Origin of the sequence: Chryseobacterium populi (assembly GCF_000282115.1) — a bacterium.
Classification (GTDB): domain Bacteria; phylum Bacteroidota; class Bacteroidia; order Flavobacteriales; family Weeksellaceae; genus Chryseobacterium; species Chryseobacterium populi.
In genome coordinates this window covers 16,240-37,273 of sequence record NZ_AKJY01000014.1, presented here as the reverse complement: position 1 = coordinate 37,273, position 21,034 = coordinate 16,240, and the positions used below count along the sequence as shown (strand labels likewise).

Sequence of the window (21,034 nt, the reverse complement as noted above, 5' to 3'; positions counted from 1 at the left end):
TGCACTACCGTGTTTAATTGAGAGATGGCGAAGAAGAATATTTTCACCGATGCATTCGGAACACCTTATTTTTTAAAAAGGTTAATCATTTTTATTTTAGGAATTGTTTCTTACAGAAGATTCAACGGCTTCAATAAACTGAAAATAACCGGTACTGAACACCTTGTGGATCTTCCCGATTCCAATGTGCTCTTTGTTTCGAATCACCAGACGTATTTTGCAGATGTAGCAGCAATGTATCATGCATTCTGTGCGGTAAACAATGGTTATTTAGACACCATTAAAAACCCGATTTACCTGCTTAATCCTAAGATAGATTTTTACTATGTGGCTGCGGAGGAAACCATGAACAAAGGTATTCTTCCAAAAATTTTTAAAGTGGCAGGCGCGGTAACGGTAAAAAGAACCTGGAGAGCTGAAGGCAAAAATGTCAACAGACTGGTAGATCTTACCGAGGTAGACAATATTATGAAAGCCTTAGACAATGGCTGGGTAGCTACTTTCCCTCAGGGTACTACATCGGCTTTTGCCCAGGGAAGAAGAGGTACAGCGAAATTGGTTAAAAATCAACGCCCGATTGTTATTCCGATTAAAATCAACGGCTTCAGAAGAGCATTTGATAAAAAGGGATTACGTGTAAAAGTAACAGGCGTAAAACCAACCATGGAATTCAAAGCACCTCTTGAAATAGATTACGATAAAGAAAACGCACATGAAATTCTATTGAAAATCATGACTGCTATTGAGCAGACAGAAGATTTCAATTTACTACACAATTATGATGAAGAATTAAAAGCTAAAAAATTAGAAAAAAAGGATTCAGATAATTAAAAACGGTAAATTAAATATGAAAAGAATAATAGGGATCTTATTCGCAATCATAGTATTAGTTTCATGTAACAGTCAGAAAGTATATTCGGATTTTGATATAAGCTATTCCAGAAGCGGCGGCTATGCCCCTGTTTATGAAAATCTGCTGATCAAAGAAAATAATGCACATTATTCTTTTGAAGGTCAGGGGAAAAAATTTAAACAGGATTTTAAAATCCCGGATGAGGATTTAAAAAAACTGGATCATATTCTTTCCCAAAATAATTTTAGAAGGATACAGGAAGACCGTAAAAAAATATATGATAATGTAAGCACTTCTATCAATATAAAGAAAGGTCCGAACGAAGGCAGTAAAACTGATGCAAGTTTAATAATGCCCAACTTTAAAACCAATTGGGATAATATTATGAATGCTTTTCAGGAGATCATTAATAACAATGTAAAAAAACAATAAAGAAAGTTGAAAACCCATTTCATTGCTATAGGCGGAAGCGCCATGCATAATCTTGCGATTGCATTAAAAGACAAAGGATACCAGGTTACAGGTTCAGATGATGCTATTTTTGAACCTTCAAAGTCGAGATTGGAAAAAAAAGGAATTCTTCCCGGAGAAATGGGTTGGTTCCCTGAAAAAATCACCTCCGATATTGATGCGGTTATTCTTGGGATGCATGCCCACCAGGACAATCCTGAACTGGCAAAAGCAAAGGAACTTGGGCTTAAAATCTACTCTTATCCTGAATTTCTTTATGAGCAGTCTAAAAACAAAACCCGTGTTGTAATTGCCGGTTCCCATGGTAAAACCACCATTACATCCATGATTCTGCATGTTCTGAATTTCCATCAGAAAGAGGTGGATTTCATGGTAGGGGCACAGCTTGAAGGTTTCGACTGTATGGTAAAACTTACCCAGGAAAATGATTTTATGGTACTGGAAGGGGACGAATACCTGTCCTCTCCTATTGATCTTCGTTCAAAATTTTTATTATATCAGCCTAATATTGCTTTATTGAGCGGAATTGCATGGGATCACATCAATGTTTTCAAGACATTTGATGATTATGTGGAGCAGTTCAGAAAATTTGTGGCAAGCATCACTCCGGGCGGTGTCCTGGTATACAATGAAGAAGATACCGAAGTGGTGAAAGTGGTTGAAAATGCCGAAAATTATTTCAGAAAAATCCCTTATGAAACTCCTGAATATGAAATCAGTAACGGGAAAGTGCATTTAAAAACTGAAATGGGAGATATCCCGCTTTCCGTTTTCGGGGCACACAACCTGTTAAATCTGGAAGGGGCAAGGCATATCTGCCGGCAACTAGGAGTGATGGATGAAGATTTCTACGAAGCGATTATGAGTTTCAAAGGAGCTTCCAAGCGTCTTGAAAAAGTAGAAAGAGAAGATCAGGGAACGCTTTATAAAGATTTTGCCCATGCTCCAAGTAAAGTAAAAGCAGCAGTAAAAGCATTCAAAGAACAGTTTAGGAATGAAAAGAAATATGGTTTCCTTGAGCTTCATACCTATTCAAGCTTAAACCCTGTATTTTTAGAGCAATATGACCATGCGATGGACGGATTGGATGAAGCGGTAGTTTTCTATTCTGAAGATGCTTTAAAAATCAAAAGGATGGAACCTATTTCTCCTGACCTGATTAAAGAAAAATTTAAAAATGACCATCTGAAAGTATTTACCAATGCAGAAGAGCTTCATGCCTACTGGAATACTTTGGATAAAAGCCAGGGTGTTTTCCTGATGATGAGCTCAGGTAATTTCGGGGGACTTGATCTAACAAAATAAAAAAGGGCTGTATCAGATTTTGATACAGCTCTTTTTTATTATTGAAAATGCCTGCAAGAAAATTATTCAAGTTCAGCTTCCCTGATCAGCTTTTCTAAAATATCAGTTGTAGAAAGTTCACTGTAACTGTGAATCGACTGTCCGGCCCATATGCTTACAAACTCAGGGTTTTTCAATGCTTTCGACACTTTTCTCAGTTCATTTGTCAGTTTATTCTGATACGGATATGGCAAAATATAATCTGAATTTTCAACAGATTGAATATATTTATTACTGATTCCTCTTGCATACCGGCCTGAAAAACTTCTTGTCAGGATAATATCTTTTTCAGTCACATTTTTCAGCCTTTCTTTTTCAAACAGCTGTAAAGCGCTTTCCTGAGAAGCCAGTAAAATACTTCCCACCTGGAAGCCCTCCGCCCCTAATTCTTTTGCTGCCCGTAAGGTGTTTGCATTATAAATTCCGCCTGCATAAATCAATGGAACCCTTACATGATCATACACTTGTGAAAATAGTGACAATCCTCCGGTTTGCGGAATCTTTTCAGCATTAAAAGTTCCTCTGTGGCCACCGGCTTCAATACCCTGAACACAGATCAGATCAATTCCAGATTGTTCTAGAATCAGAGCTTCTTCTAAGGATGTACAGGTTCCTATGAGTGTTACTTCATTTTCTTTTAATTTTTGAATACTCTGACTGTCCAGATTTCCGAATGTAAAGCTTAAAATTTTACACCCTTCATCAATAATTGCATTAATCTGTTCGTGATAGGTGTTGACTTTAATATCCTCAAAACCGGGAAGATCCACTTCAATTCCGTTTTCTCGGGCCAAATGTTCTATAAACTGTTTTACCCTGACAAATTTATCTTTTAAAGCATCTGTAATTTCAGGAATATGATGAACAAAAATATTGACCGCAAATGGTTTATCCGTAAGCTTTTTCGTTTCCCGGATCAGTTTAACAGACTGACCGGCTGATAAATCAGCTAATGCCAAAGAACCCAGGCAATTCGCTTTTGCAGCTGCTGAAACCATTTCCGGTGTGCTCACACCAAACATCGGAGCCTGAATAACAGGATATTGTATATTTAATTTTTCACTAATCGTATCGGGCCAGAACATATATTTAATTTTAACCAAAATTTACGAAAAAACAGGCAATAACAGTATTGTTTCTTTGATTTATACTTTAATTATGATCTGTAATCTGTGAGAAGCTTATATTTTGGCTAAAGCCAATGATTGTACCGTAAAATTAAAGCGGGCTAAAGCCCGCTCCTATTGAATATCTTAACTATGTAAACCAGATTTGTCAGATATATAAACGTTCTGTAAAAATCTGCACAATCAATATTTTTTTAAATATCAGCTACCGATCTCAGCATTTTCTGCTCCCATTCCGGATCTTTCGGATCAAAAAACAGCCGGTTTCCGGTATCTAAAGCACGGATGATATCCATTTCGTCATCCGATAATTCAAAATCAAAAACATTGAAATTTTCTTCAATTCTGGATGGGGTTACAGACTTTGGAATCACTACAAACCCTTCCTGCAGATGCCATCTTAAAATGACCTGCGGAACCGTTTTATGATATTTTCCGGCGATGGTTTTCAGTGCTTCATTATTCAAAAGCCCTGCATTTCCGTTTCCAAGAGGGCTCCAGGGTTGTGTAACGATATTGTTCTCTCTGTCGTAAACCTGAAGCTCCTTCTGCTGGAAAATCGGGTGAAGCTCAATCTGATTGACTACGGGGGTGATATCAGAATTAGCTTTTAATTCTTCAAGCTTTTCAACAGTGAAATTACAAACCCCGATCGCTTTGATTTTTCCTTCATGATACAGCTCTTCCAGGGCTTTCCACGCTCCCTGGAAATCTCCGAACGGCCAATGGAGGAGATACATATCCAGATAATCCAATTGTAATCTGTCCAGAGTTCTCTGAAATGCAGCTTTAGCCTTTTCATAGCCATGATCCTGAACCCAGAGTTTTGACGTAATAAATAGCTCATCTCTATCTATCCCACTATTTTTTATGGCATTCCCCACTGCTGTTTCATTAAGATAAATAGACGCAGTATCAATCATTCTGTATCCTGTCTGAATGGCTTTGATTACTGCATCTTCACAAACCTTCAGATCTTCAATCTGCCAGACTCCGAATCCCAGAGCCGGAATATCTACTCCATTATTCAAAGTGACAACAGGTTGCCCTGCATATGTTTTTTGCTGCATAATTCTTTATTTTAATTTTTAAATATGATGTTAAACAAATTTCCGATAAAATTTTCAGATTTTCAGTTACCATTTTTACTTTATTTATTCACTACCCGTCTTTTTGTTTTGCAAAACTTTCCGAGATTAATATTACTAACTTCTAGTTTCTAATTTCTATTTTTGCATAAACTCTAAAATTATGTCACACCAGATCATATTAGCCCGACAGGAAAACTACCCAGCAATTATGGAGATCTGGGAATCTGCCGTAAAAGCCACCCATGATTTTCTCAGTGAAGAAGATTTCAATCATTTTAAAGAAGTGATTCCAAAAGATTATCTTCCGAATTTAGAGGTTTATCTTCTTATGGAAAATGACGGGGCAAAAGGCTTTGCATCCGTAGCTGACGGTACTCTGGAAATGCTTTTTATCCACAATGGCAGTCGTGGAAAAGGTTATGGCAGAGAGCTGTATCAATTTATGAAAGACAAAACCGGGCTTACTAAAGTAGATGTCAACGAACAAAATCCCCAGACTATAGGTTTTTACGAAAAAATGGGGTTCAGAAAGATTGGAAGGTCAGAAAAAGATGGTTCGGGAAAAGATTATCCGATTATCCATATGAGCTTGTAGATGGAAGAATTTATATTTAATAAACTGAATCCGGCAAAAGGCATCCCTTATGAGTTGCTTTTACTGGCCGATGAAACACTTGAAGCGATTAATCAATATATTTTCAGCTCTGATATTTATACTCTGAATAATGGAATTCAGGATATTGCTGTGATGGCACTTCATAAAAATAATGAAACGGAACTGGAACTTAAAAATATTGCTGTTATCGACTCTTTCCGCAATAACGGCATTGGAAGTATTCTAATCGATAAAGCTAAAGAAATAGCCAGGCTGAATTGCTATCTCGCATTATTAGTAGGCACTTCAGACACAGGGATTCAGCAAATCAGGTTTTATGAAAAAAACGGATTTGTAAAAAAAGAAGTGCGAAAGGACTTTTTTATTAAAAATTACCTTTTCCCTATTTATGAAAACGGAATGCAGATGCGGGATATGATCGTTCTTGAGTTTTTAACTCATCACCTGTCTGAATAATTTTTTAATGTGATCGATCTCCGACTCGTAATTCGTTTTTTTCCGGCATCCGAAATATAACGTATTTTCAAGTTTTTTATCCCCTTCCCAGATCAGCTTTACATCATTGCCTTCAATTTCATTTTTACATAAAAAATCAGGAACCACAGCCAGTCCGGTACCTCCTTTCAGGCAACGGATGATAGAATTAAGATTCGGAACAATATAATTCGGCCGGAAATTAGGCTTATGACCGAAATTTAAAATCCAGAACTGGAATAAATGCTCCATATCACCGGTAGTTCCGTACCACTTTTCTTTTTTCAGCCACTCTTCTATCTGTTCAGGATCTTTTGTTTTCAATACTTTTTTAAAGCTTTCCGTATCTACATCTTTTCCGCCTACCAAAATGATCTGCTCTGATGAAAACGCTTCATGTTCTATATTCATTGAGGAACCTTTTTTCGGGGTGATAATCAGATCCAGAATTCCTTTATCCAGCTGATCGATCATTTCCGGATACTCCCCGAAATTGATAATGAGGTTAAAAGGTAACGTTGAAACATACTGTTCCAGGGTTGTCTGGAACGTTTCAAAACACATCCCAACGCTAATCGTCGGCGTATGCTTTTCTGTAGATTTCTGAAAATTCTTTTCTACATTTTCCAGTTTTTGAAGAGGCTCAAAAACCGCATTATACAATACTTTCCCCCTTTCGGTAGGAATCATTTTCCTTCCGGTACGATCGAATAATTTATACCCGACATAAGCTTCCAGAGAACTTAAATGCAGGCTCACTCCGGGTTGGGAAATAAATAAACTTTCCGCAGCTCCCGTTAAAGTTCCGGTTTTATAAATTTCTTTGAAAGTACGGTACCATTCCAGATTAACCATTGCTCAATTATTTATATTATGATACAAAGTTACTAAATAATTAGAATAGTAATAGCATGACAAATTCCTCTTCTTCAATATCATTCAAAGCCATCTCCAGGGTAGGAAGATTTCCATGTATATCACTAAAAACTACAATCTGTATCATATATCAATCAGTTACTCAAACAAAATTTCGGAAGAAAATCTGCAATCAGGTTTAGAAGCAGCACAATAATTAACCGTATCGTATCAAAATTCAAAATATCATTATTCTGATAATTGGATATAATTTATATTATTTTTATTATATAAAAACTGAAGGTAACTTTGCACAGTAAAATTTAAACAATCATAAAACAATGAAAAAAGTATTAATCATTAACGGTGGACAAAACTTCGGGCATTCCGGAGGAAAATATAATAAAACAATTGCAGAAAACACTCTGGAGGTTTTGAAAGCATTTGAAAATGTAGAAATAAAAACTACAAACGTAGATGAAGGATATGATAAAGATGAGGAAGTTCAGAAATTCGTCTGGGCAGATTATATTATCTATCATACTCCGATCTGGTGGTTCCAGCTTCCGAACGGCCTGAAAAAATATATCGATGAAGTTTTTACAGCAGGACATGCCAAAGGAATTTATATGAGTGACGGAAGAACTGCAGAAAACCCGCAGATCAACTACGGAACAGGTGGTATGCTTGGCGGAAGAAAATATATGGTTACCACGAGCTGGAATGCTCCTGAAACAGCATTTACCCTTCCGGGAGAATTTTTCAATGAAACCAGTGTAGACAATGGACCATTATTTGGATTTCACAGAATGAACGCTTTTGTTTCTTTACAAAAAATGGAAAGTTTTCACTTCCATGATGTAGAAAAAAATGCCAATATAGAGCGTGACATGAAAATCTACAAAGAACATCTTACCGCTGTTTTTGAAAAAGAATTAAAACCACAATTAGTGTAATGAAAAAAGTACTGATCACAGGAATTACAGGATATATCGGCGGAACAATCGCTGTGAAATTACTGGAAAAAAACTACAACGTGACAGGATTGGTTCGTAACGAAGCTCATATTAAAGAATTAAAAGCTTTAGGAATTGAATCCGTTGTAGGAAATATACATGACGAAGCCGTTTTAAAATCTGCAATTTCAAATGTTGATGCAGTGATCCACAATGCAGATTCTGCAGACGATGCCTATGCTGCCGACAGTATCATCAATGCATTGGGAGGAACAGGTAAAACCCTGATTTTCACTTCGGGTTCTGCAATTTTAGGCGGAAAAGAAAATGGAGAGAAGAATGATTTTATCTTTACGGAAGATTTTCCTTTAGAACCAAGACTGGAAATGGCTTCAAGAGTACTGATCAATAACTATGTTTTAAGGTCTTCTCAAAAAAATATCCGCAGTATTGTAATTGTCCCAACAATGGTTTATGGTACCGGATCAGGCCTGAAAAAAGAAAGTATCCAGCTTCCTGCTTTAACCCAATTTTCAAAAGAAAAAGGCTTTGGTGTTTATTTTGGAAAAGGGGAAAATATCTGGTCAAATTTACATATTGAAGATCTTGCAGATCTCTATGTGCTTGCTCTTGAGAAAGCAAAAGCAGGCTCAATTTATTATGCAGAAAACGGCTCATCAAATATCAAAAAACTGGCAGAAAAGATCAGTGAAAAATATGGATTACAGCCTGCACAGTCTTTACATGTTCAGGAAGCTGTAAACAGATTCAGCCCTGCAGGAGGATATTTCGGTTTTGCCTCCAACAGTCTTTGCAATGCTGACAAAGCCAAGAAAGAACTGGGCTGGAACCCGAAATACGATTCAATCGAAAACTTTATTTAATCAAACATTATGAAAATATATCTTACAGCAGTTATAAAAGCTAAAGAAGAACACCGTAACGAAGTTTTGGAAGTTCTTCAGAATATGGTAAAAGAAACCCGCAAAGAAGAAGCCTGTGAATTGTACAGCCTCCATCAGGGAACGGACCATAAAAACGAGTTTGTTTTTTATGAGATATGGAAAGATGAGACAGGATTGGAGCAACATAATCAGCAATCCTATATCAAAGCATTTGGAGCAATTGTTGATGAGAAATTACAGGAAGCACCTCAAATCTATAAAACCAATATTATTTAATCATGAAAAAACTGGCATTTTTAGTATTCACTTTATTCACAATCGGATTTCTACATTCACAAAATAAAAAATCAATTCCTATGAAAAAGAAAATTTTATTTGTCGTGACCAGTCATGACAAAAAAGGCAGTACCGGTGAAGATACCGGATATTATTTAGGAGAAGTTTCTCATCCCTGGGAGGTTTTACATCATGCGGGATATGAAATAGACTTTGTAAGTCCGAAAGGCGGAACTCCTCCTGTTGATGGGTTTGATCTGAAAGACCCGGTAAATAAAGAATTCTGGGAAAACAAAGAATATAAAAATAAAATTGACCATTCTTTACAGCCGTCACAGGTAAACCCGGAAGAATATTCAACAATCTTCTATGCAGGCGGACATGGGGCGATGTGGGATTTTGCAGATAATACCGAACTCGCTGCAATTGCCTCAAAAATTTATGAAAACGGAGGAATTGTAGCAGGTGTTTGTCACGGTCCCGCCGGTTTGGTTAATATTAAACTGAACAACGGGCAATATCTTGTGGACGGTAAAAAGATCAATGCATTCACTAATGAAGAGGAAGCAGAAGTGAAATTGACAAACGTTGTCCCTTTCCTTCTGGAAGAACAGCTAAAATCCAGAGGTGCAAAATTTGAAAAATCAGGACTTTGGCAGACTCACGTTGTGACAGATCAGAGAGTGATCACAGGGCAAAATCCTCAATCTGCAAAAGCTGTAGGTGAGGCTATTTTAAAAGAATTAAAAAAATAAAAGATCATCTTAACCACAAAAGTCACGAAAGCATGCCGGAGAAGATAAGCAGGAGAAGCTTTTGTGTCTTTTGTGTCTTTTGTAATTTTTTAAAGGAAACTTTAAATAATCAGTTTTAAAAATAAAAAATAAAAATGGAATATAGAAAGTTAGGAAATACTGATCTTGAAGTATCAGTAATTACACACGGTGCCTTTGCCATCGGTGGAAATATGTGGGGCGGAAATGAAAAACAGGATTCTATAAACTCAATCCATGCGTCTTTAGATAACGGGGTAACCTCAATTGATACAGCCCCATTTTACGGTTTTGGGCTTAGTGAAGAAATGATCGGAGAAGCTATTAAGGGAAAAGACCGTTCTAAAATTCAGTTACTGACCAAATTCGGTTTGGTTTGGGACGGCAGCAATAAAGGTAAAGGCGAATTCTTTTTTGATGCAGAAGATAACGGAAAAACCCTTCCCGTATATAAACTGGCTTCCAAAGAAAACATCATCAAAGAAGTTGAAGAAAGTTTAAAACGTTTGGGTACCGATTATATTGACCTTTTACAATTGCACTGGCCGGATAGCTCAACCCCTGTCAGCGAAACCATGGAAGCAATGGAATTATTGATCCGGCAGGGAAAAATCCGTGCAGCCGGAGTAAGCAATTACAGTGTGGAACAAATGCGGGAAGCTTCCAAAACCATTCAATTAGCAAGCAACCAGGTTTCTTACAGTATGCTGAACCGTGCCATTGAACAGGATCTGGTTCCTTATTCTTTGGAAAACAATACGGGGATTATCGTTTACAGTCCTATGGAAAGAGGTTTATTGACCGGTAAATATTTTAAACAGGCTCAATTAAAAGCAGATGACCACCGCAATGGTTATTTTGCCCAGTTTGATCTTGAAAAAGTAAAAAATTTCCTTGAAACACTGGAAACTATTGCTCAGGAAAAGAACGCTACAATTTCTCAGCTGGTATTGCGCTGGACTTCTTTACAGCCTGCAATCAGTGTTGTTCTGGCAGGTGCACGTAATGCCCGGCAGGCTATTGAAAATGCGCAGGCAATGTCTGTAAACCTTTCTCAGGAAGAATTGAACGTTATCAATTCCGCATTGAGCAAAATCTAAAATAGAATTTTCTGTAAGCATTATCTGCAAAGAAAATGTTTACAGAGTTCCATTTCTTTTTTCAAATCATACCATTACGAAAATGAAAAATAATCTGATCAAAACGTTCGGGTTGGCTGTTTTATTGACGGTTAGTAACCTATCCGTTAAAGCTCAAAACCTTTATATCAATCCCGGAGATCAATCCTGGTATCCTTCTGCTTACGGGGTCAAAGATGAAATCGGAGCTGCCAATTTGCTAACTCCGGAAGTCATAAAGCAGGCACTTCCCTTAGTAAAACAGGGTAAATCATTATCATTGGCCGTTCCCATTAACAAGGACTTACCGGCTTTCCGCCACAGGAGCTTTCATTTGTATAATATCCAACCCGGAGAACAGGGCGGACAAAGCTTAGGCCCCAACAAATTCACATTCAATGATGAGTTGGTGAATGCATGGACCGGCGTAGGTACCCAGCTTAACGGTATCGGGCATATCGGTATCAACAATACTTACTATAACGGGAACAAAGCCACTGATTTCGTCACAGTAGAGGGAGTGAAAAAATTAGGGATAGAAAAAGTTCCGCCATTTGTAACCCGTGGTGTTATTCTGGATATGACTACTTATTACGGGAAAACTATTGTTCCGGGGGGCACTGAATTTACAGTTTCCGACATCAAAACCGTTCTGAAAAAACAAGGGATCATTCTGAGAAAGGGAGATGTTGTTTTGTTTAATACCGGGTGGCTGGAGCTGATCGGTAAAGACAACAAACAATTTCTTGAGGTAGAACCCGGAATTGGTATGGAAGCTGCGATATGGCTTGCCGACCAGGGAATCGTAGCTTTCGGCGGAGATACCTGGGCATCCGAAGTGTATCCCAATCCGAAAAGTAAAGAAGAATTTCCAATCAATCAGTTTATGCTGGCCAAAAAAGGAATTTATAACCTCGAGCTAATTGACACCCGACCGCTGGTTAAAGAAAAAATCTGGGAGTTTTTATTTGTTCTTGGACACCCTCTTTATGTGGGCTCTACCCAGGTCAATATTAATCCTGTAGCAATTTATTAGGAGAATATAACTACAGTTTTAACCATTAGTGAGATTGCTTCATTTCGTTCGCAATAACAATAAAACAGCTTTTCAGAAAATTGAAAAGCTGTTTTTTAATAAATAACTGTTGAAAAAAATTATTTCGGGATCTGCATGTGAGTACTGATCGCAATTCTGTTCCAGGCATTGATGGTGATAATTGCCATAATGATCTGTGAAATCTGGTTATCACTGAACACCACTTTTGCTCTCTGATACGTCTCTTCGGTTAAACCTTTATGGCTGATTAAAGTAATTTCCTCCGTCATCAATAAAAGCACCTGCTCTTCTTCAGTGAAGAATTCCGTAGCTTCTTTCCAACCGTTCAAAATATAGATTCTCTGTGGAGTTTCACCATATTTCACAGCATCTTTTGCATGCATATCCAGGCAAAAAGCACATCCGTTGATCTGTGAAGCCCTGATTTTGATTAATTCTTTTTGAATGGGATTTAAAGAAATCGTCTGCAGATACCCTTCTAATCCCATCATCGCTTTGTAAGCAGCTGCATCTGTTGCTGCCATATTAATTCTTGCGCTCATAAAGTTTATTGTTTTTTGATTAATTGATCGATACTGAATGAAAACTGTTGTTGGCCTGCCAATAAAAATGCACCTGCACTTCCTACCCAGACGGAATAGTCTAAAGGAGCCTTAACTCCTAAAGCTACCGTCATCGATAATGCGAAAACCAGCAAAAGAAATCCTGCTCCATACGCAGCCATTTTAGTTTTAAACCCTAAAAGCAACATCAAGGGAAGAGCTATCTCCAGGAATGTGGCACAATAAGCCGAAAAACGACTCAGAGCATCGGGAAGGAAAAAGGTAAGCTGCCGGGTATATTTTTCAAAATTCTCCCAATTTCCCCAGGCGGAATTCTTACCCCAAAATCCAAACCGGTCTGCTACCGCTGAAAGCATCGTTACGGAAATGGCAAGTCTTAAAAATAACTGCTGAAACTGATTTCTTTTTTCTGTCATGATATTGGCTTTTAATAACATGACAAAGTTCCGGTTTATCAGCCGTAAAAATCTTAAACTGGTTTAAGAACGTAATTTTGCCCGGATCTCGCTGAGATATTCCGGAGTAAAGCCCAGATAAGAAGCAATAAGGTATTGCGGGATTCTCTGATTAAAGTTTGGATATTGGGTACTGAAATGCACATAAAGCTCTTCTCTTGTCATTTCATATAAAAAACGGATTCTTCTTTCGGATGCAGCATAAGCCCTTTGATAGATCATTCTGAAATATTTTTCCATCACCGGATGCTTCTGCAACAGTAATTCCTGAGTGGGGAGATCAATGATCAGAACAACAGAATGCTCTACCGCCTGAATACAAAAATCCGATTTGATCTGTCTTTCATAAGCAAAAGTATCTGTAATCCACCAGTTTTCTATAGCGAACTCTGTGGTTTGCTCTACTCCTTTTTCGTTGACAAAAAACTTTCTGAGACAGCCTTTCACAACAAAATACATGGATTTACATACTTCGCCGTCCAGCATCAGTTCCTGTTTCTTTTTCACTTCCATCGTCTGAAAAAAAGATAAGACCGAAATGTATTCTTCTTCATCAATGCTGATGAATTTATCTAAATGTATTTTGAAAGTATCCATTTTGAAATTTAGTAATCAAACTTAAATTTATTTTTTTAGTTTTACAATTCTAAAAACAATAATTATGGAAATCGTTGCAAAAATTTTGATTGCTTTGGTCGCATTAGAACATCTTTACATTCTTTGGATGGAAATGTTTGCGTGGGAAACCAAAGGTAAGGAAGTATTTAAAGCAGCGTTACCGGCAGAAATGTTTAAACCTACCAAAGGTTTGGCTGCCAACCAGGGACTTTACAACGGTTTTCTGGCAGCAGGGTTAATCTGGTCACTGATTATTAAAGATGAGCAGTGGCAAACCAATATCGCTTTATTTTTCCTTGGATGTGTAGCCGTAGCCGGAATTTACGGAGCTGTATCTGCCACTAAGAAAATATTCATTGTTCAGGCATTGCCGGCGATACTCGCCATCATTGCTGTACTTTTGAAGTAATGTAAAAGCTAATAGCAAAGACTCAGATCTTATTCTTTTCAAGATGTTTCAAAGCGGAATTTTGTATTAATTAAACTTACTGGGATTAAAACCATTCTCACTTAAACACAAACATCTGCTAAGTCTGTCAGAAATAATTGAGTTTTATATCAGCAGAATAATGATCACTCTCAGATTTAACAGATGACGCAGATTTTCAGATCAGAGATAAAATATACTGCTTTTTAATTTTCAAATCAATATCCATTACATCGACTCTTTGATCTTTTCCCGGTGAAGCAATCCCCATTTCACTAAAGTCTCTGTCACCGGAAATACAGATTTCCCATATTCCGTGACGGCATAAATTACGGTAATCGGTTTTGTATCCTGAATGGTTCTTGTGATCAGCAAATTAATTTCCAGCTCTTTTAGTTCTTTGCTCAGCATTTTGGCAGAAATTCCTTCAATTCCTCGCTGTAGTTTTTTAAAATGAATCTGCTGATCCGGACGGTTGGTTAAATAACGTAAAATCATCAATTTCCATTTTCCTCCTAAAACATCCAGGCTGTCGCGCATGGCGAATAATTCTTCTGTGCATGTAGCTTCCCTTTCAAGTCCGTTTTCTATTATTTTTGCCATAATGGTTTCATTAAAGTAACTAGTTACCAATAGTTAACTGGTAGCAAATATAAACTATTCTGTTTCTACATTTGTATTTTAAATCATCCTTATGAAAGCAGTCCTATTAAATAAAAATTTTCAGCTTGAAGATGGCTTTGTAGAAAAGCCTCAGCCTAAAAACCATGAAGTTTTAATCCGTATCCAAGCCAGTGGTTTTAATCCCATCGATTATCAGATGCTTGAGAATGAATTGGAACGCAGGCTTATCAGTTCCCCTGTTCTAGGCCGTGAATTATCAGGAATTATTGTTGAAACAGGAAATGATGCCACTCAATTCAGGATTGGAGATGAAGTATATTGCGGAAGTGGCTCAATGGGAAGTAATGGTTCTTATGCAGAATACATTACCGTTCCGGAAGCTATTGTTTCCTTAAAACCTGCAAATGTTTCTTTCGAGCAGGCAGCAGCCATTCCATCTGTCGGGATGACAGCGTTACAGACTTTTAACCGTTTACAGCTAAAGGATGAGGATACCGTTTTAATTACCGGAGCTGCGGGAGGCGTCGGCTCTTTTCTACTGAAGCTGTTAATTGCCAATGGTTTTCATAAAATAGCAGCAACCGTAGGATCTGAAGAAAATAAAAAAGCACTTCTTAAAGTGGGTTTACCAGAAAAACAAATCATCAATTATAAAGACGAAAACCTCGTTCAGAATCTTTTAGAAGCGAATAACAACCAACCTTTCGATATCGGAGTTGACCTTGTAGGAAATTATATGTCGGAAGTAACAGCCGATATTTTAAAAAGCAATGGGATGTATGTGGATGTAACGGCTTTAATCAGCAAAAAAGCCCATGAGACCTTATTTAATAAAGGTTGTCTGATCATGAATATTTCAAATTATACCCACAGCATGACCAAAAACTACAAATATTATCAGGACAGCTTACTTGAAATTGCCAGGCTTATAGAAAATGGAATAATCATGCCACCCAATTATAAAGTTGTAGGAAACCTGTCTTTAGAAACTGTCCTGAAAGCGCAATCTATCCTTAAAAACAATCAGACTCAAGGGAATAAATTAATTATGATTCATGAATAAAATACCCCGAAGAATCATCACCGGAATTCAAAACGGAAAATCAACAGTCATTGAAGATCTCAGGACTTACAGTTTTAGCCACAGATTTCACAAATTTACAGAAATTAAGCTGCCTGAAATCATCTGCGTTATCTGTGAGAAAATAAACTATTTATATGAAGCAGCAATTTCCAGAAGTTTCTGCTTCATTTTTTCAGGCTTAAATACTCCTTCATGATAATACACCAGATTTTGGTTTGAATCCAGCAATATCCATAACGGATAAACCGGCTGATTTGTATTTTTAGACAGTGCCAGAGCTAATTCATGAATTCCGGAATTCCCATTAGGCAGATAATTAAATTCTTTTCCCTGGAAAAATATTTTTTCTTTGGTTTTCTCCGCTTCAAAATGGATAACATAAAAATCCTTATCCATCAATTGTCTCAGTTCTTTATCTTTATTTAATTGGAAAGATTCAATTTTACATACTGCGCACCAATCTGTATAAACATGAATAATCACAGGTTTAGGTTGTTCCTTTTGTAGTTGCTCAAGTCCGGAAAAAGTGCCTGTTTCCATCTTCTGGGCAAGACAGAAACAAGGCACTAACATTAAAAATAAAATTAAATTTTTCATTTAAGGGTATATTTTACACCTAAAAATCCTCTGATCCCCTGCATGGGTGCATAGCCGTAAGTTGTATCAAATGTATAATGATTCGGGTTATTAACCGGGTCATCCACATGCTGGTCAAACGGGTCAAACGGCCTCATCAAAGGATCTTTCGGAACAAAGTTGAACAGGTTTTTAACTCCGCAATAAACTTCAAACCCGGATCTGAAACTTTTTGAGATCTGAATATTCGCCAGGGAATAAAACGGTGAATATTCGGGGCGGTAGTCATTCGGCAGTACCGGCAGTCTCATGGGCCCGTAGAATTGTCCTGTAAAGTCCAGAGTCAATGCATTCGGGAATTTATACGTTAAAGCATACGTTCCACTCCATTTTGGAGCGTGAAGTTGCTGAATTTTTTCATTTCCATCATCCAATTTCTGATACACATCCAGATAAGTTACCCCCAGATTAACACTCAACGGAAAACTGAAGCTGAAATCCACATTCACTGAAGCTCCTCTTGAAATCCCATATCCATGGAGGTTATCATAAATAATTTTATCCGGTTCCGTATCAAAATCCCCTACAATCTTATTGCTGAAATAAGTATAAAATGCGGAGGCATCCAAATTAATCAAACGGTCTCCTACAGGTATTTTCCAGATATAATTCAGATTTCCGTTGATTGATTTTTCAGGTTTTAAATCTGATTTAATCACTACCTCACGGGAGCCTGTAAGGGCGGCATGATCTTCTGTAAATAAATTCACCACCCGGAAGCCGGTTCCAAAATTAAAACGTAAAGTATGATAAGGGTTCGGGGAAAATTTCCATGCAAATCTCGGGGAGTGTATAGAATGATGTATTTTATCATAATCAAAGCGGTATCCCAGCAATAATGTATTTTTAGAATTAATTTCCCACTGATCCTGGATAAAAGCTCCCCAGATCGGAGATTTCATAGGCTCATTCGTGAATCCGTCTGCTGATAAGGTTCCGGGAGTATTGTCATCATAAAAAGTTTTTTTAAAACTGAGCCCTAAAATCAAATCATGATTTCCAAAGGTCTTATCCCAATACGTCTGCGTAAAAGCTACTTTTTGCAGAGCATCAAAAGGATTGCTTCCATAAAATGAGTCCTGATTGTGGTAGTTATAAGAAAACTGGGAAATAATCTGCTCTTTCAAAGGCCACTGATAAACCCCGAAAGCCTCTACCCTGTTGGTGTAAATACTTTCTCCGTATACGGTATCACTTCCGCGGTAATACCTGTTCCACTGCATTTCACCGCCAAAACGGTCTTCATACAAATACCTTAACGCAAAACTGCCCAACCGGTTATCTTTTCTTTGAAAATTCCATTTATTAAAAACTGAAATCCTGTTCTGCAAAGCAGCATCAGTAAAATTATCTTTATTCTGATCTATTCTTTTAGTGAAATTAAAATAATTCAGGCTCAATAATGAAGCGGCATCCTTCCCCAGGTTAAATTTAGTCGACAAATCAAAATTATTTTCACTCCAAGTACCTGTCATCAGATCTGCACTCAGTTTTGGGGCTGTTAAAGCATTTTTGGTAATGATATTAATGACTCCACCCATGGCTTCAGATCCGTAAAGAGATGAAGCAGGCCCTTTTACCATCTCTATCCTGTCAACCAGGCTGTTCGGTATCCCGCTTAATCCGTAAACCGTAGATAATGAGCTCACGATGGGCATTCCGTCAATTAAGATCATTGTATAGGGCCCTTCCAGGCCGTTGATGTGAATATCTCCGGTGTTACAAACCGAACAGTTCAGCTGAGGCTTTACTCCATTGACCATTGAAATGGCTTCAAAAATATTCGGTGTAGGGTTTTTCTGAAAAAATTTCTGACTGTAAATTTCTACCGCCACCGGACTTTTAGATCTGCTGACCGGTTTTATGGTTCCTGTAATCACTACGTCATCAATCATTTTCGTTTTCATTTCTTTTTTGGATGCAGCCGCTGAGTCTGTTTTTAGGTTATGATTTATATCTAAACTATCCGACTCCTGTGAAAAACAATAAGACGATAACAAAACAACAGAAAATAATATTTGCTTCATGAAATTAAAATTGTTAGACAAAACTAACAATTATTTTCGAAATAAAAAACTTTATGATAAATGTCGTTAAAAATTATTCGTCAAAAATTATTAAATTTGAGAAAATATAAAGGTAAAAATGAGATATAATCAATCCGGGAATATCCCACAGAAAAGACATACGATTTTTAAATCTCCTGAAGATAAATTCTATTATGAGCAGCTTTTCGGTACGGAAGGCTTTCATGGAATTTCTTCCCTGCTCTATCATATTCACCGCCCTACCCAGATAAAATCTATTGGAGCCCCCAAAGATGTGACTCCAAAAATTGCTGTTGACAAAAATGTAACGCCAAGAATGTTCAAAGGTATGAACGTTACTCCTGAGGATGATTTTATGGACAGCAGAAAAATCCTTCTGATGAATAACGACCTGAAAATGGGATTGGCTAAGCCGAGAAAATCAATGGATTATTTCTATAAAAATGCAGAGTGTGATGAGCTTCTGTTCGTTCACGAAGGCAGTGGAGTTCTGAAAACTTTCGTTGGAAACCTGGAATTTTTTGTCGGAGATTACCTTATCATTCCAAGAGGTACCATTTATCAGATAGAATTAAAATCCGAAGACACAGTATTCTTTGTATTGGAAAGTCATTCTCCGATTTATACTCCAAAGAGATACAGAAATGAATTCGGACAGCTTTTAGAGCATTCACCATTCTGCGAAAGAGATATTATCGCACCTACTTTCGTTGAGCCGAAAGATGAAAAAGGAGAATTCCTGATCAAAGTAAAAAAAGAAAATCAGATCACCGATTTCATTTATGCAACCCATCCGTTTGATGTGGTAGGCTGGGACGGTTATTTTTACCCTTATAAATTTAATATTAAAAACTTTGAACCAATTACAGGTAGAATTCACCAGCCGCCACCGGTTCATCAGAATTTTGAAGGACATAATTTCGTGGTTTGCTCATTCTGTGCAAGAATGTACGATTATCACCCAATGGCGATTCCTGCACCTTATAATCATTCCAATATCGATTCGGATGAAGTTTTATTCTATACCGAAGGTGATTTTATGAGCCGTAACCACATTGACTTAATGGATTTTACGCTTCATCCTGGAGGAATTGTTCACGGCCCCCACCCAGGTGCCATGGAAAGAAGTATCGGAAAAAAATTCACTGAAGAATATGCTGTAATGGTAGATCCTTTCCGTCCTTTAAAAATTACGGAGGAAGCTTTGAAAGTGGAAGATCCGTCTTATAAAACATCATGGCTGGAAGAAACTGACAAAAATATGGAAGACCGCTCACAAGAATAAGCGAAAAATATCATTAAAAAATTTCAATATGTACAATTATATAAGTGCAGAAGAAGCTATTTATACCATAAAAAGCGGAAACCGCGTGTTCTTTCACGGAAGTGCATGTACTCCGAATTATCTGATCAATGAGCTGGCAAGACAATCTCACAGGCTGGAAAATGTAGAAATGGTTTCCATTACCCAACAAGGAAATGTAGAAATTGCCAAGCCCCAATATAAAGACAGTTTTTTTGTTAACTCCCTGTTTGTCTCTACTCCTGTACGGGATGCCGTAAATTCCGAAAGAGGCGACTTTGTCCCTGTATTCTTAAGTGAGATTCCTATTCTGTTCAGGAATAACATACTCCCACTGGATGTAGCCTTAATCACTGTTTCCCCACCGGACAAACATGGCTTCTGCACCCTGGGAACTTCTGTGGATGTGGCAAGAGCCGCAGTAGATACAGCTAAAATCATTGTTGCTATCGTTAATCCTTTAATGCCGAGAACCCATGGAGACGGGATGATACATATCAGCAGGATTCATAAGCTGGTGTGGCATGAAGAAGAACTTCCCACAGTAGATTACGGCTCAAAAGTAGGCCCTGAGGAAATGCTTGTCGGAAAAAATGTAGCTGAACTGATTGATGACAGATCAACCCTGCAAATGGGGATAGGAACGATTCCTGATGCTGTTTTAAAATGCCTTAATAATCACAAAGATTTAGGAATCCATACGGAAATGCTGAGTGACGGAGTTATCGATCTGATTCAGAATGATGTAATTAACAATAAATACAAAGGCTACAACGAGAACAAAACGATCACAAGTTTCTGCTTCGGAACCAGAAAACTCTACGATTATGTAGATGACAATACTGTTTTTGCTTTTAAAGATGTAAGCGACGTCAATTTCCCGATCAATATCATGCGGAACAAAAAAATGGCAGCCATTAATTCTGCTATTGAGATTGACCTCACCGGGCAGGTGTGTGCAGATTCTATCGGAACTTTGCAATACAGCGGAATCGGAGGCCAAATGGATTTTATGAGGGGAGCCGCTCTTAGTGAAGGCGGAAAACCAATTATTGCGATAACATCAAGAACTAAAAAGGGAATTTCAAGGATTGTTCCTTTTCTTAAACAGGGTGCCGGTGTAGTAACAACAAGGGGACATATCCATTATGTAGTCACTGAATACGGAACGGCCTACCTTTACGGGAAAAATCTCAGACAAAGAGCCCAGGAACTGATCAGCATTGCACATCCGGATGACAGAGAAATGTTGGAAAGAGCTGCTTTTGAAAGATTTAAGCATTAAAAATATCAGAGTAAAAATATCAGGTTGGGAATGAAGCTTAATTAAAAAAAACGTATCTTTAAAAACATAAAGGGA

The 21,034-nt window shown here is 37.5% G+C and carries 24 protein-coding genes; 15 read left to right on the top strand and 9 right to left on the bottom strand.

Annotated features, from left to right (window positions below):
* The first annotated feature begins 24 nt into the window (after positions 1-24).
* The 3 genes from PMI13_RS04615 to PMI13_RS04605 are packed head-to-tail and all read left to right on the top strand — an operon-like array spanning position 25 to position 2,629.
* Positions 25-831 carry a lysophospholipid acyltransferase family protein gene (locus PMI13_RS04615; RefSeq protein WP_007841173.1) on the top strand — a complete coding sequence of 269 codons (807 nt, stop codon included), beginning with the start codon at positions 25-27 and terminating at the stop codon, positions 829-831.
* Positions 832-847: 16 nt separating this feature from the next.
* The gene (locus tag PMI13_RS04610) at positions 848-1,285 is read left to right on the top strand and encodes a hypothetical protein (protein WP_007841172.1); all 438 of its coding nucleotides are present in this window, start codon (positions 848-850) and stop codon (positions 1,283-1,285) included.
* A 6-nt stretch (positions 1,286-1,291) separates the two neighbouring features.
* Complete coding sequence (locus PMI13_RS04605) at positions 1,292-2,629, top strand: UDP-N-acetylmuramate--L-alanine ligase (protein ID WP_007841171.1); 1,338 nt, start codon at positions 1,292-1,294, stop codon at positions 2,627-2,629.
* 62 nt (positions 2,630-2,691) lie between these two features.
* Here the strand turns inward: PMI13_RS04605 and PMI13_RS04600 are convergent, their stop codons facing one another.
* Both PMI13_RS04600 and PMI13_RS04595 read right to left on the bottom strand, forming a co-directional pair.
* A complete protein-coding gene (locus tag PMI13_RS04600; protein WP_007841169.1) occupies positions 2,692-3,753 on the bottom strand; it encodes an NAD(P)H-dependent flavin oxidoreductase in 1,062 nt (353 codons plus the stop codon).
* Positions 3,754-3,989: 236 nt separating this feature from the next.
* A complete protein-coding gene (locus PMI13_RS04595) occupies positions 3,990-4,865 on the bottom strand; it encodes an aldo/keto reductase (protein ID WP_007841165.1) in 876 nt (291 codons plus the stop codon).
* Positions 4,866-5,046: 181 nt separating this feature from the next.
* Here PMI13_RS04595 and PMI13_RS04590 point away from each other — a divergent pair, with 181 nt between their 5' ends.
* The gene (locus PMI13_RS04590) at positions 5,047-5,481 is read left to right on the top strand and encodes a GNAT family N-acetyltransferase (RefSeq protein WP_007841159.1); all 435 of its coding nucleotides are present in this window, start codon (positions 5,047-5,049) and stop codon (positions 5,479-5,481) included.
* Positions 5,482-5,958 (top strand): GNAT family N-acetyltransferase, encoded by a 477-nt coding sequence (locus tag PMI13_RS04585; protein WP_007841157.1) that lies wholly within the window; start codon positions 5,482-5,484, stop codon positions 5,956-5,958.
* Here the strand turns inward: PMI13_RS04585 and PMI13_RS04580 are convergent.
* Positions 5,935-6,831, bottom strand: coding sequence for a LysR family transcriptional regulator (locus PMI13_RS04580; RefSeq protein WP_007841156.1), 897 nt, complete (start codon positions 6,829-6,831; stop codon positions 5,935-5,937). The genes PMI13_RS04585 and PMI13_RS04580 overlap by 24 nt on opposite strands.
* A gap of 341 nt (positions 6,832-7,172) precedes the next feature.
* Here PMI13_RS04580 and PMI13_RS04575 point away from each other — a divergent pair, with 341 nt between their 5' ends.
* The 6 genes from PMI13_RS04575 (at position 7,173) to PMI13_RS04550 (ending at position 11,895) form a co-directional block, all read left to right on the top strand.
* Positions 7,173-7,787: an NAD(P)H-dependent oxidoreductase gene (locus PMI13_RS04575; RefSeq protein ID WP_007841154.1), complete on the top strand. Its 615-nt coding sequence runs from the start codon at positions 7,173-7,175 to the stop codon at positions 7,785-7,787.
* Positions 7,787-8,671, top strand: coding sequence for an NAD-dependent epimerase/dehydratase family protein (locus PMI13_RS04570; protein ID WP_007841153.1), 885 nt, complete (start codon positions 7,787-7,789; stop codon positions 8,669-8,671). Before PMI13_RS04575 ends, PMI13_RS04570 begins: the two co-directional genes overlap by 1 nt.
* Before the next feature lie 9 nt (positions 8,672-8,680).
* The gene (locus tag PMI13_RS04565; protein WP_007841151.1) at positions 8,681-8,968 is read left to right on the top strand and encodes a putative quinol monooxygenase; all 288 of its coding nucleotides are present in this window, start codon (positions 8,681-8,683) and stop codon (positions 8,966-8,968) included.
* Between the two features lie 80 nt (positions 8,969-9,048).
* Positions 9,049-9,723 (top strand): type 1 glutamine amidotransferase domain-containing protein, encoded by a 675-nt coding sequence (locus tag PMI13_RS04560; RefSeq protein WP_007841149.1) that lies wholly within the window; start codon positions 9,049-9,051, stop codon positions 9,721-9,723.
* A gap of 134 nt (positions 9,724-9,857) precedes the next feature.
* Positions 9,858-10,841, top strand: coding sequence for an aldo/keto reductase (locus tag PMI13_RS04555; RefSeq protein ID WP_007841147.1), 984 nt, complete (start codon positions 9,858-9,860; stop codon positions 10,839-10,841).
* Between the two features lie 82 nt (positions 10,842-10,923).
* Entirely contained in the window at positions 10,924-11,895 is a 972-nt protein-coding gene (locus tag PMI13_RS04550; protein ID WP_007841144.1) for a cyclase family protein, read from the top strand.
* A gap of 119 nt (positions 11,896-12,014) precedes the next feature.
* Here the strand turns inward: PMI13_RS04550 and PMI13_RS04545 are convergent, their stop codons facing one another.
* The 3 genes from PMI13_RS04545 to PMI13_RS04535 form a co-directional block, all read right to left on the bottom strand.
* The gene (locus PMI13_RS04545) at positions 12,015-12,458 is read right to left on the bottom strand and encodes a carboxymuconolactone decarboxylase family protein (RefSeq protein ID WP_007841141.1); all 444 of its coding nucleotides are present in this window, start codon (positions 12,456-12,458) and stop codon (positions 12,015-12,017) included.
* 5 nt (positions 12,459-12,463) lie between these two features.
* Positions 12,464-12,895 carry a DoxX family protein gene (locus PMI13_RS04540; RefSeq protein WP_051957046.1) on the bottom strand — a complete coding sequence of 144 codons (432 nt, stop codon included), beginning with the start codon at positions 12,893-12,895 and terminating at the stop codon, positions 12,464-12,466.
* Between the two features lie 63 nt (positions 12,896-12,958).
* Positions 12,959-13,531, bottom strand: coding sequence for a Crp/Fnr family transcriptional regulator (locus PMI13_RS04535; protein WP_007841137.1), 573 nt, complete (start codon positions 13,529-13,531; stop codon positions 12,959-12,961).
* Between the two features lie 64 nt (positions 13,532-13,595).
* Here PMI13_RS04535 and PMI13_RS04530 point away from each other — a divergent pair, with 64 nt between their 5' ends.
* Complete coding sequence (locus PMI13_RS04530) at positions 13,596-13,961, top strand: DUF1304 domain-containing protein (RefSeq protein WP_007841135.1); 366 nt, start codon at positions 13,596-13,598, stop codon at positions 13,959-13,961.
* Positions 13,962-14,207: 246 nt separating this feature from the next.
* Here the strand turns inward: PMI13_RS04530 and PMI13_RS04525 are convergent, their stop codons facing one another.
* On the bottom strand, positions 14,208-14,582 hold the full coding sequence (locus PMI13_RS04525; RefSeq protein ID WP_007841133.1) for a winged helix-turn-helix transcriptional regulator: 375 nt from the start codon (positions 14,580-14,582) through the stop codon (positions 14,208-14,210).
* A gap of 91 nt (positions 14,583-14,673) precedes the next feature.
* On the opposite strand from PMI13_RS04525, the gene PMI13_RS04520 reads away from it, so the two are divergent.
* Complete coding sequence (locus PMI13_RS04520) at positions 14,674-15,666, top strand: quinone oxidoreductase family protein (protein WP_007841131.1); 993 nt, start codon at positions 14,674-14,676, stop codon at positions 15,664-15,666.
* A 147-nt stretch (positions 15,667-15,813) separates the two neighbouring features.
* Here PMI13_RS04520 and PMI13_RS04515 read toward each other — a convergent pair whose 3' ends face one another.
* Together PMI13_RS04515 and PMI13_RS04510 are read right to left on the bottom strand one after the other, a co-directional pair.
* Entirely contained in the window at positions 15,814-16,284 is a 471-nt protein-coding gene (locus PMI13_RS04515; protein ID WP_007841130.1) for a thioredoxin family protein, read from the bottom strand.
* The gene (locus PMI13_RS04510; RefSeq protein ID WP_007841129.1) at positions 16,281-18,350 is read right to left on the bottom strand and encodes a TonB-dependent receptor plug domain-containing protein; all 2,070 of its coding nucleotides are present in this window, start codon (positions 18,348-18,350) and stop codon (positions 16,281-16,283) included. Before PMI13_RS04510 ends, PMI13_RS04515 begins: the two co-directional genes overlap by 4 nt.
* Positions 18,351-18,468: 118 nt before the next feature.
* On the opposite strand from PMI13_RS04510, the gene PMI13_RS04505 reads away from it, so the two are divergent.
* Both PMI13_RS04505 and PMI13_RS04500 read left to right on the top strand, forming a co-directional pair.
* On the top strand, positions 18,469-19,656 hold the full coding sequence (locus PMI13_RS04505) for a homogentisate 1,2-dioxygenase (RefSeq protein WP_007841128.1): 1,188 nt from the start codon (positions 18,469-18,471) through the stop codon (positions 19,654-19,656).
* 28 nt (positions 19,657-19,684) lie between these two features.
* Positions 19,685-20,959, top strand: a complete 1,275-nt coding sequence (locus PMI13_RS04500) for an acetyl-CoA hydrolase/transferase family protein (protein ID WP_007841127.1) — start codon at positions 19,685-19,687, stop codon at positions 20,957-20,959.
* Positions 20,960-21,034 lie beyond the last annotated feature (75 nt).